Origin of the sequence: Cognatiluteimonas sedimenti (genome assembly GCF_022808325.1) — a bacterium.
GTDB classification, from domain to species: domain Bacteria; phylum Pseudomonadota; class Gammaproteobacteria; order Xanthomonadales; family Xanthomonadaceae; genus Cognatiluteimonas; species Cognatiluteimonas sedimenti.
This window is the reverse complement of record NZ_JALGCL010000006.1, coordinates 1-11,474: the sequence shown is the minus strand read 5'-3', so window position 1 is coordinate 11,474 and position 11,474 is coordinate 1. Positions and strand designations below refer to the sequence as shown.

7 protein-coding genes are annotated in these 11,474 nt (G+C 69.9%); 2 read left to right on the top strand and 5 right to left on the bottom strand.

The window, feature by feature from the left end; all coding sequences use genetic code 11:
- Positions 1-1,834, bottom strand: a 1,834-nt coding sequence (locus MQC88_RS12930) for a DNA polymerase (RefSeq protein WP_243322771.1), incomplete at its 3' end; no start/stop codon positions are given.
- Positions 1,835-1,968: 134 nt separating this feature from the next.
- Between MQC88_RS12930 and MQC88_RS12925 the strand changes: the two genes are divergently transcribed.
- Positions 1,969-2,262, top strand: coding sequence for a DUF2782 domain-containing protein (locus tag MQC88_RS12925; RefSeq protein WP_425491636.1), 294 nt, complete (start codon positions 1,969-1,971; stop codon positions 2,260-2,262).
- Positions 2,263-2,264: 2 nt separating this feature from the next.
- Here the strand turns inward: MQC88_RS12925 and MQC88_RS12920 are convergent, their stop codons facing one another.
- From MQC88_RS12920 to MQC88_RS12905, 4 genes are all read right to left on the bottom strand, one after another.
- Entirely contained in the window at positions 2,265-3,257 is a 993-nt protein-coding gene (locus tag MQC88_RS12920; RefSeq protein ID WP_243322769.1) for an SDR family oxidoreductase, read from the bottom strand.
- A 208-nt stretch (positions 3,258-3,465) separates the two neighbouring features.
- Complete coding sequence (gene uvrD / locus MQC88_RS12915) at positions 3,466-5,694, bottom strand: DNA helicase II (RefSeq protein WP_243322767.1); 2,229 nt, start codon at positions 5,692-5,694, stop codon at positions 3,466-3,468.
- A gap of 9 nt (positions 5,695-5,703) precedes the next feature.
- Positions 5,704-9,300, bottom strand: coding sequence for an EAL domain-containing protein (locus tag MQC88_RS12910; RefSeq protein WP_243322765.1), 3,597 nt, complete (start codon positions 9,298-9,300; stop codon positions 5,704-5,706).
- Between the two features lie 199 nt (positions 9,301-9,499).
- The gene (locus MQC88_RS12905; protein ID WP_243322763.1) at positions 9,500-10,105 is read right to left on the bottom strand and encodes a TIGR00645 family protein; all 606 of its coding nucleotides are present in this window, start codon (positions 10,103-10,105) and stop codon (positions 9,500-9,502) included.
- Positions 10,106-10,261: 156 nt separating this feature from the next.
- On the opposite strand from MQC88_RS12905, the gene MQC88_RS12900 reads away from it, so the two are divergent.
- Complete coding sequence (locus MQC88_RS12900; RefSeq protein ID WP_243322773.1) at positions 10,262-11,005, top strand: glutathione binding-like protein; 744 nt, start codon at positions 10,262-10,264, stop codon at positions 11,003-11,005.
- The last annotated feature ends 469 nt before the right edge of the window (positions 11,006-11,474 follow it).

Below are 11,474 nucleotides of genomic sequence, written 5' to 3'. Positions count from 1 at the left end.
CGAGCGCTTCTTCGTTCACCGATGGTTGCCCGGTGGGGGTCTTCACCAGCGCTGGCAGTTTCAGCTCCTCGAACAGCAGCGCGCACACCTGCTTGGGCGAATCCAGGTTGAAGCTGCGGCCCGCCAGTTCGGTCGCCTGCTGCTGCGCGGCGAGCATGCGCCGGGACAGGTCGACCGACTGCCGGCGCAGTTCGTCGGCGTCGACCAGCACGCCACTGGCCTCGATCCGTTGCAGCACCGGCACCAGCGGGATCTCGATGGTGCGATACACGCGCTCCAGCGCGGGCTCCGCGGCCAGCCGGGGCGCGAGCACGCGGTGCAGGCGCAGGGTGACGTCGGCGTCCTCGGCGGCGTAGCGGGTGGCGTCGTCGAGCGCGACCTGGTCGAAGGTGATCTGCCTGGCGCCCTTGCCGGCGACGTCGGCGAACTTGACCGTGGTGTAGCCCAGGTAGCGCGCGGCCAGCGAGTCCATGTCGTGGCGGCTGGCGGTGGCGTTGAGCACGAAGCTCTCGAGCATCGTGTCGTCGGCGTAGCCGGCGACCTCGACGCCGTGGCGGCGCAGCACGTGCAGGTCGTACTTGCCGTGCTGGCCGAGCTTGCGCTTGCCCGGATCGGCGAACAGCGGGCGCAGCGCGTCCAGCACCTCGGCGCGCGGCAGTTGCACCGGCACGCCGGGATAGGCGTGCGCGACCGGGATGTAGGCGGCGCGCCCGGGTTCGACGGCCAGGCTCAGGCCGACGAGGTTGGCGCGCATCGCGTCGAGGCTGTCGGTCTCGGTGTCGAAGGCGAATTCGGCGGCGGCCTGCAGCCGCGCGACCCAGGCATCCAGCTGCGCGCGGGTCAGCACCATTTCGTACTCGCCCGCGGCCGCCAGCGCGGCATCAGGCGCCGGCTCGGGCTTGCCCGCGGCGCGCGCAAAGCCGGCCTCGGTGCCGCGCACGCCGGCCTTGCCGGGGGCCGGTTCCGGCGCGGCGTTGCCTTCGAGTTCGCGCAGGGCCTGGTTGAAGCCATAGCGGGTGTACAGCGTTCGCAGCGCATCGGCATCGCGTTCGCGCAGCTTGAGTTCCCTGGCCGGCCGTTCCAGCACCACGTCGGTCTTGATCGTGACCAGCTCGCGATTGAGCGGCAGCCGCGGCAGCGCGGCGCGCAGGTTGTCGCCGATCTTGCCCTTGGTGCCGGCGGCGGCGGCGATGACGCCATCGAGCGTGCCGTGCTCGGCCAGCCACTTGGCCGCGGTCTTGGGCCCGCACTTCTCCACGCCCGGGATGTTGTCGATGGCGTCGCCCATCAGCGCCAGGTAATCGACGATCTGCGCTGCGCGCACCCCGAACTTGGCCAGCACCGCCTCGTCGCTGTCGAGCTTGCTGCCACTCATGGTGTTGACCAGTTCGATGCGGCCGCCGCCATCGACCCCGCCCACCAGCTGGGCGAAATCCTTGTCGCTGGTGGAGATCGTCACCGCAGCGCCTTCGGCCGCGGCTTCCCGGGCCAGGGTGCCGATCACGTCGTCGGCCTCGACCCCGTCGATGCGCAGGATCGGGAAGCCCAGCGCCTGCACGATCTCCAGCATCGGCTGCACCTGGGCCCGCAGTTCCTCCGGCATCGGCGGCCGGTTGGCCTTGTACTGCGGGTACAGGTCGTCGCGGAAGGTCTTGCCGGGTGCGTCCACCACGAATGCGGCGCAGTCGGGCTGTTCCTTCAGCGTCGCCCGCAGCATGTTGACCACGCCGAACAGCGCCCCGGTCGGTTCACCCTGGGCGTTGCTCAGCGGCGGCAGCGCGTGGAAGGCGCGGTAGAGGTAGGAGGAACCGTCGATCAGGACAAGGCGTGGCATCGCCCGATTCTACCCGCCGCGCTGCCGTGCGCCGCCTGCCGACCGAGGCCCGCCGCAGCCATCTTGCGGTCGCGATCACCGATGCACGCGACCGGGCAGCGCATAATCCACGCACGCACCGCCGGAGAGACGCCATGCCCACCCCGATGCAACGAGCCCTGCCCGTCCTGCTGTCGTCGCTGCTGCTGGCCGCGTGCGCAAGCATGCAGCCTGCGCCCGAGGTCCCGGAAGACGCGGACGCGGCCACCCGCACCGAAGCCAACGGCGACGTCGTCACCGAGTACCGCGTGCAGGGCCAGCTGCGCATGGTCAAGGTGGTGCCACCACGCGGGCCGACCTACTACCTGGTCGACCGCGACGGCGACGGCAGGATGGACCCGCTCAAGGGCGACGCGCCGGTGACCTACTACAAGCTCTACGGCTGGTAGGGTCAGCCGCGCGGCCCCCCCATCACCGGCAACACCACGCCATTGACATAGGACGCGCACGCCGGCGCAGCGAGGAACACGTACGCCGGCGAGATCTCCTCCGGTTGCGCCGGGCGGCCCATGTCGCTGTCGGCGCCGAACGTGGCGACCTCGGCGGCGTCGCGGTCGGCCGGGTTCAGCGGCGTCCACACCGGCCCTGGCGCCACCGCGTTGACCCGGATGCCGCGCGGCAGCAGGTTCAGCGCCAGCGAACGGGTGAATGCATCGATCGCGCCCTTGGTCGCCGAATAGTCGAGCAGGCCGCCACTGCCAAAACGCGCGGTCTCGGAACTGGTGTTGATGATGCAGGCGCCGCGCCGCAGGTGCGGCAAGGCCGCGCGCGCCATGCGGAAATAGCCGCCGATGTTGGTCTGCAGGGTTTCCTCCAGCTGTGCCTCGTCCAGGTCTTCGAGGCGGTCGCGGTGTTGCTGGAACGCGGCGTTGTTGACCAGGATGTCGAGCCGGCCCAGGGCCTTGACCGTGCGCGCCACCGCGCGCCTGCAGAACGCCGGGTCGCGCACGTCGCCGGCAACGATGATGCAGCGCGCGCCCTCGGCTTCGACGCATGCCTTGGTGGCGTGCGCATCCGCGCGCTCGGACAGGTAGGCGATGGCGACGTCGGCGCCTTCGCGCGCGAACAGCACCGCGACCGCGCGACCGATGCCCGAATCGCCGCCGGTGATGAGTGCCACCTTGCCCGCCAGCTTGCCGCTGCCGGCGTAGTTCGGCGCGAGGAACCGCGGCGACGGGTCGAGTTCGTGTTCGTTGCCCGGCTTGCGCAGCTGCTGCTGCGGCAACGGATTCTGCGGCTGCCGCCGCGGCCCGGCCTGCACCGCGCGCTTGCCGGGCTTGCCCTTGGCGGCGGGCTTGGCCGGCTTGTTGCTGCGCCGCGCCTGGGCCTGGATTGCCTGCTGGCGGCGGGTGGTGGCGGTCGCCCTGGTCGCACGCGTGGCCATCGCGATTCCATCGCTGGGGAGATCCGGACACGCTAGTGGCAACGGCGTCCAGGCGACGTGACCCGCGGCCGGGGCGCATTCAGTCCGGCGTCGCCCGATGCCCGGCTACGGCGGCGACAGGTTGCGTCGGCCAGCACCGCGCCGCAATGCGCGGCCGGCGCCCGCCCGATTCACGCGACGCACCTGGCGACGATGCCGCCGCCCATCGCTACGTTGCCGTCAGGTTGGCGTAGGCGAGCACCAGCCACTTCGATCCTGTTTCGTCGAAATTCACCTGCACACGCGCGTGCGCGCCGGCGCCTTCATAGTCGATGACCGTGCCGGTGCCGAAGGTCGGGTGGCGGACGTTCTGGCCGAGCTTGATCGCCGGCGCCTCGATCGCGGCATGGCCGCCACGTTCGGCAAACGCGCCGCGGCGCGGTTGCGGCGCGAATGCGGGCCGCGACACCTGCACCCGCGGCCGCACTTCGTTGAGCAGGGCGGCGGGGATCTCGCGCAGGAAGCGCGACGGTACCCCGTACATGTCCTGGCCGTGGAGCCGTCGCGCCTCGGCGTAGCTGAGCACCAGCTTCTGCCGCGCGCGGGTGATGCCGACGTAGGCCAGGCGGCGTTCCTCCTCCAGCCGCCCGCTTTCCTCCAGCGAGCGACCGCTGGGGAACAGGCCTTCCTCCATGCCGGCCAGGAACACCAGCGGGAACTCCAGACCCTTGGCGCTGTGCAGGGTCATCAGCTGCACACCGTCTTCGCCGGCCTGGGCCTGGCCTTCGCCGGCTTCCAGCGCGGCGTAGGACAGGAACGCGACCAGCTCGCTCGAGGACGCCGCTTCCTCGTCGTCGTCGCGCTGCACGAAGCGCGAGGCCACCGACACCAGCTCGTCGAGGTTGTCGGTGCGCGAATCCAGCGAGCCCTTCGACTCGGCGGCGTAGTGCGCGCGCAACCCCGAGCGCGCCAGCACGTGGTCGATCTTTTCCTGCAGCGGCAGCTCCGCGACTTCCGCCGCGAGCGCGTCAACCAGCGCATGGAAGCCGGCCAGCGCATTGCGCGCGCGCGCCGCCAGCGCGCCGCCGGTGGCGACTTCGCGCGAGGCCTGCCACAGCGACAGCGCGCCGGCGCGCGCGTGCTGGCGCACCTCGTCGAGGGTGCGCGAGCCGATGCCGCGAGTGGGCGTGTTGACCGCGCGTTCGAACGCGGCGTCGTCGTCGCGGTTGGCCACCAGCCGCAGGTAGGCCAGCGTGTCCTTGACCTCGGCACGCTCGAAGAAGCGCTGGCCGCCGTACACGCGGTACGGGACCTGCTCGGCGAGCAGGGCTTCCTCGAACGCGCGCGACTGCGCGTTGCTGCGGTACAGGATCGCCGCCTCGCCGTGCGAACCGCCGTCGCGCACCCACTGGGCGATGCGTTCGATCACAAAGCGCGCCTCGTCGATCTCGTTGTAGGCCGCGTACAGGTCGAGCGGCTCGCCGTCGCCGCTGTCGGTCCACAGCTGCTTGCCGAGCCGGTCCGGGTTGTGGGTGATCACCGCGTTGGCGGCGCCGAGGATGTTGGCGCTGGAGCGGTAGTTCTGTTCCAGGCGGATGGTCCTGGCGCCGGGGAAGTCGGCGAGGAACCGCTGCATGTTCTCCACTTTCGCGCCGCGCCAGCCATAGATCGACTGGTCGTCGTCGCCGACCACGAACACGTGGCCACTGCCGCCATCGCTGCTGTTGCCGGCAAGCAGGCGCACGAAGGCGTACTGGATCGCGTTGGTGTCCTGGAACTCGTCGACCAGGATCTCGCCGAAGCGCTGGCGGTAGTGCGCCAGCAGCGCCGGGTGGTCGCGCAGCAGTTCCAGCGCGCGCAGCAGCAGCTCGGCGAAGTCGACCAGGCCGGCGCGGTCGCAGCGCTCCTGGTACAGCGCGTAGGCGCGGTGCATCACGTCCAGCCAGGCATCGCCGGGCGCGGGCTGCAGGTGATGCGGGCGCCGGCCCTCGTCCTTCTGCGCGTTGATCCACCACGCGATCTGGCGCGGCGGGAAGCGCGCCTCGTCCAGCTCCAGCTGCTGCACCACGCGCTTGAGCAGCCGCAGCTGGTCGTCGGAATCGAGCACCTGGAAGGCTTCCGGCAACTTCGCGTCCTGCCAGTGCAGCCGCAACAGTCGATGCGAGAGGCCGTGGAAGGTGCCGATCCACATGCCGCGCGCACCGGGCCCGGCGCGGTTGCGCTGCAGCAGCGCCTCGGTGCGGCCGCGCATTTCCGCCGCCGCCTTGTTGGTGAAGGTCACCGCGAGGATGCCGTGCGCGGGCACGCCATGGACCTCGTTGAGCCAGGCGATGCGGTGCGTCAGTACCCGGGTCTTGCCGGAGCCGGCCCCGGCCAGCACCAGGTAATGCCCGGGCGGCGCGCTGACCGCTTCGCGCTGCGCGGGGTTGAGCTCGTCGAGCAGGTGGGAGACATCCATCGCGACAGTTTACGCGGCGGGGCGGGGCCCACCGTGGCCGAGCAGTACCGGCAACAGCGACGCGAACGCCTGCGGGCGCCCCAGCAGGAAGCCCTGGACCTCGTCGCAGCCGCGTTCACGCAGCCAGTCCAGCTGCGCTTTCGTTTCGACCCCTTCTGCCACGGTCGACAGGTGCAGGGAATGCGCCAGGTTGATGACCGATGCGCAGATCGTTGCATCATCGGGATCCGTGGCCAGGTCCTGCACGAAGGAGCGGTCGATCTTCAGCCGGTCGATCGGCAAGCGCTTGAGGTAGGCCAGGCTGGAATGCCCGGTGCCGAAATCGTCGACCGCGAAACTGACGCCCATTGCCGCCAACTGCTGCATCAATTCGATCGTGCGCTCGAAGTTGTGCATGATCAGGCTTTCGGTAATCTCCAGCTCCAGCGCCCCGGCAGGCATCGGGCATTGCTGCAACGCCGCCTTGACGTCGCTGGCGAGATCGTGGCCGAACTGGGCAGCCGACACGTTCACGGCCATCCGCAGCCTGCCAAGCCCGGCGGCGTCGAGCAGGCGATGGTGCCGGGCCGCCTCCTGCAACACCCAACGCCCCAGTTCGACGATCAGCCCGCTCTCCTCGCACACGCCGATGAACTCGGCAGGCGACAGCAACCCTCGCTGCGGATGCTGCCAGCGCACCAGCGCTTCCAGCGCCACCGCTTCGCCGGCGCGGTCGAACAACGGCTGGAACACGAGGGTGAACTGCTGCAGCCGCAGGGCTTCCCGCAGCTCCGCGAGCAGGTGCAGCCGTTGCGATACCTCGGCATCGAACTCGGCGCGATAGGCCACCGCCCGGTTGCGGCCGCTTCGCTTGGCCTGGTACATCGCCACGTCGGCGCGCATCAGCAGGGTTTCGGCATCGCGGCCGGCCTCTGGATAACGGCACCAGCCGATGCTCGGCGTCAGGGTATGGGTGATGCCGGCCACGTGCATCGGCTCCGACAGCACCCGGGATGCGAGGTCGATGACGCGCGACATGCCTTCGTCGTCGGCCTGTTCGGTCAGCACCACGACGAACTCGTCGCCCCCGAAGCGGCCGACGGTGTCGGTCTCGCGCACCATCGCGCTGAGGCGCTGGGCGACTTCCCGCAGCACGGCGTCACCGGCGCTATGGCCCAGGTTGTCGTTGACGAGCTTGAAGTCGTCCAGGTCGATGAACACGACGCCTGCCTGGCGCCCGTAGCGATCGGCGTTGAGGATCGCCTGCTGCAGGCGATCATGCAGCAGCTGCCGGTTGGGCAGTCCGGTCAGTTCGTCATGGGTGGCGCGGTGCGCCAGTTGTTGCTCGTACTTCTGGCGCTCGGTGGCGTCGCTGATGATGCCGATGAAATGCGTCAGCGTGCCCTGGTCGTCGTGGACCGGCGCCAGGTGGAACTCGTTGCAGAACTGCGTCCCGTCGGCACGGTAGTTCCGCAGCATCACCCGCGCTTCGCTGCCGTCGCGCAACGCGTTGCGAATCGCCTCGAGCGCAGGTTGCTCGCGATCGTCCCCGCGCAGGATGCGGCAGTTGCGCCCCAGGACGTCCTGGGCCCGGTAACCGGTGATCTCCTCGAAGCCGCGATTGACGTACACCACCGGGAAATCGAACCGGCGCGCGTCGGCGATCACGATGCCGTTGGCGGCGGAGTCCACCGCGCGTCGCAGCAGCCTCAGGTCCTCGTTGTCACGCAGCGCCTGGGTCATGTCGAGCATGCCGCCGGCCGCGCGCAAGGCGCTGCCCCGCGCATCGCGCAGGATGAAACCGCGATCCTGCACTTCGGCATAGCTGCCGTCCTTGCGCCGGAAACGGTAGCCCTCCTGCCATTCTTCCTGGTGCGACTGCAGCGCCAGTTCCAGGCTGGCGATCACCCGGCCGAGGTCGTCCGGATGGATCATCGACTCCCAGGCCTGGATCGTCGGTGCCATGTCGCCGCGGCCGTAGCCGAACACGCTGAAGAAGCTGTCGCTCCACCACAAGTCGCCGGTGACGACGTCCCAGTCCCAGACCGCGTCCGACGTGGCACGGGCGACCAGCCGGAACCGTTGTTCGCTGCGCTCCCGTTCGGTCACGTCGTCGGCCGCGACCAGGCGCGCGGGGCGGTGTTCGAACTCGATGTCGTGCGAGTGGATCGCCATCCGCAATGGCTTGCCGTCACTGCGCAGGTGGGTCCAGACCTCGCCCTGCAGCCTCTCGTCGATCGGCGCATCGACGGAGTGGCGGACGGCCGCGCGGTCCTCGCGCGGGCGGATGTCGAGCAACGTCATCGACAGCAGCGTTTCGCGGTCGTAGCCGTAGTGCCGGACCATCGCATCGTTGACCGCCAGGAAGCGCAGGCTTTCCCGGTCGAACACCCACATCGGCAGCGGATTGTGCTTGAACAGGAAACGGTACTGGGCCTCGGCGGCGCGCAGGCGCTCGCGGGTCTCGGTCAGGGCCGTGATGTCCTGCTGCACGCCGCGCAGCCAGGGGTCGCCACTGGCATCGACCTGCAGTTCGCCGCGGGCCTGCACGTGGCGCTGTGCCCCGCCGGGCAGGAGCACGCGGAACTCCGCGGCGGCCTGACGGGCGCCAGCGGTCACCTGGTCGGCGAGGGCACGCAGCCGCGGCACGTCGTCGGGATGGACCAGCTCGAGGACCGCCTGCACGTCCGGCGGCGCGTCATCCTGGCTGCGTCCATAGATCCGGCAGACCTCCTCGGACCAGTGGATGCTGTTGTCGCGCAGGTTCCAGCCCCACTCGCCCATCCCGGCCATGCCATGGGCTTCGCGCAGGCGATGTTCGGACGAATCGAGCTTCCCGATCAGTTCGTCCTGGCGCGACTGCGCGCGCTGGAACCGCGCCACCAGCCAGGCCCAAGACCCGGCGAGCAACAGGGACAGGGCCAAGGTCGCGGCGGCGAACGGCACCCATTGCCGGAGGATCGAGGCCCGGCTGATTCCCGCTTCGATCACCAGCGGGAAGTCGGGCAGCCGCCGGTAATACACCACCCGCTCCACCCCATCGGCGCTGCCGCTCGCTTCGTGGTGGCCGGCAGCGGCCGCCTGCCTGTCGCCGGGTGGCGGCCCCCCGCCCTGCAGGCGGGAACCAGCGGACAGCGCGCTGGCGGGTGCCCGTGCCAGCACGCCGCCATGCTCATGGAGCAGGGCGATCATGTCGCCGGCAGGCAGCGAATAGTCGGCCACCAGGTCGTTGAACATGGCGGCATCCACTTCCGCATGCAGCCAGCGCCCGCCGTCCATGCTGCGGGCGACCGGCACCTGCCAGCCCGCCGGCCCGTGACGCGGCGGCCCCAGCCACAGGCGCTCGCTTGCGGCCCCGGCCGGCCGGCGGTTGTCCACGCGCAGCCCCTGCAGGGGAATGATTTCCCGTGCCGACACCCGCGAGATGGATCGCGGGTCCGGGTGCGCGGCCAATGCGTCCAGTTCCCACGCCAACAGCAAGAGGCGGTCGCGCAGCGGCTTCTCGAGCGCATCCGTCAGCAGCGAGGCATGCGCACGCGCCTGGCGTCCCGCCTGTGCATACTCGTTGCCGACCAGCCCCAGGCACAGCACCGGCAGCACCACGGCCAATGCCACGCCGTATGCCATGCGACGCCGCGCCCGCTCGCGCTCGTCGCGAACCTGATCCTGCGTGCTGCGTGGCGAGGTTCGCATGGCTCGGGGCAGTGGACCTGCCGCCCGCAGCCGCGTCAAGCCCGCGACGCTGAACGGGTTGCGTTACCCGGGCATCGCCGCTGCAACATGGGCGCCTGCTGCATTCCGCCGCGCAGGATGCGGTTCGCCCGACTCAGTGCGCGACCTGTTCGCGCTTGCTCGAGGTCGACTGCATGATCCGGTCGGTCCAGGCGATGCCGATCGCCGAGAGGATGAACACGCAGTGGATGATGGTCTGCCACATCACTCCGCCCTGGGTGAAGCGGGTGCAGGGCACGCCTCCAGTCACGGTCGCGCATACCGGCAGGCCGAGCGTGCCGGCCTCGATGAAGGTCTTCAGCAGGTGGATCGAGGAGATGCCGATGATCGCCATCGCCAGCTTCACCTTGAGCACGCTGGCGTTGACGTGGCTGAGCCATTCCGGCTGGTCGGGATGGCCTTCCAGGCCCAGCCGCGAGACGAAGGTCTCGTAGCCGCCGACGATCACCATCACCAGCAGGTTGGAGATCATCACCACGTCGATCAGGCCGAGCACGATCAGCATGATGTCCTGTTCGCCCAGCGCCGGCGCCTCGTGGATCAGGTGCCACAATTCCTTGGCGAACAGGAACACGTACACGCCCTGGGCGATGATCAGGCCCAGGTACAGCGGCAGTTGCAGCCAGCGCGAGGAGAAGATCAGCGCCGCCAGCGGGTTGAGGCGGGCATCGCGCGGGGCAGGCAGGCGGGGGTCGGACATGCGGGGATTCGTGGGCAGGGCGCCGCAGGTTAGCGGGCGCCCCCGGGCGCTGCCAAGCGGCAGCGCCGGCATCCGCCGCCGGCGCAACGCAGTGTTGCCCGCGCATCGACGCGGGCCACGCTAGAGTCTTGTGCCCTTCCTGGCTGCATGGATTCCATGATCGACCTGCATTACTGGCCCACGCCCAATGGCCACAAGGTGACGCTGCTGCTCGAGGAACTGGCCGAGCTCGGGCAACCGCAGGACTACCGCATCGTCCCGGTCGACATCGGCAGGGGCGCGCAGTTCGCGCCCGACTACCTGCGGATTTCGCCGAACAACAAGATGCCGGCGATCGTCGACCATGCGCCCGCCGATGGCGGCGCGCCGATCCCGGTGTTCGAGTCCGGCGCGATCCTGCTTTACCTGGCGGAGAAAAGCGGGCGATTCCTCGGCGTTCCCGAGGGCGCGGATGCGGGCACTGCGTTGCGGCAGCGGATCGTGGTCAACGAGTGGCTGTTCTGGCAGATGGGCGGGCTGGGCCCGATGACCGGCCAGTACGGGCACTTCCACGTCTATGCGCCGGAAGCCATCGGCTACGCCCGCGAGCGCTATCGCAACGAAGCCGAGCGCCTGCTGGGCGTGCTCGACCGGCGGTTGCAGGGCCGCGAGTTCATCGCCGGCGAGGCCTACAGCATCGCCGACATGGCCTGCCATCCATGGATCAATCCCTACGGCAGGGCGCCGCTGGACCTCGCGCCGTTCGCGGAAGTCCGGCGCTGGCATGCGGCCATCGCCGCGCGCCCGGCGGTGCAGCGCGCCTACGGCCTGGCCAGCCAGGTCAATCCGGACGCCGGCAAGCCCATGTCCGATGCGGAGAAGAGGATCCTGTTCGGGCAGCGCGCGCGCAAGGTGGGCTGAAGCGCGGATCGGGTGGGCGACCTGCTGGCGCAATCGTCTTCTCTCGTGCGTGCGCTATTCGCGATCGTTGGGAACCGGCTTCGGAGCGAGTCGCCTCGCGGCGGCCTGGGGATGCTGCGCTCTCCTTAGGACATCCTGTCCCGAAGTCGGTGTTGGTTGTTCCTGATCGTTGGGGCTCGAGCTTCGGCCGGAGTCGCCGCCCGGCGGGCTGGGGATGCTCCGCCCTCCTGACGACATCCTGTCTTTAAGTCGGGTCGTGGACCATCCATGGTCCACTCTCCTCACCCCCAGCCCGCCGGGCGGCGACGACGCGAGCTTGGAGGCTCGGGCCGGGTGGCTCCTTCTCGGCGCGCCGGGCAACTGTGCTGAAGCTGGTGGCCCGCTGTTCGCGGGACCTTCGGCGGCATGGATGCCGCCGATGAGCCTACATGGATGTACTTGCGGCGTGTCCCGCGAACAGCGGGCCACC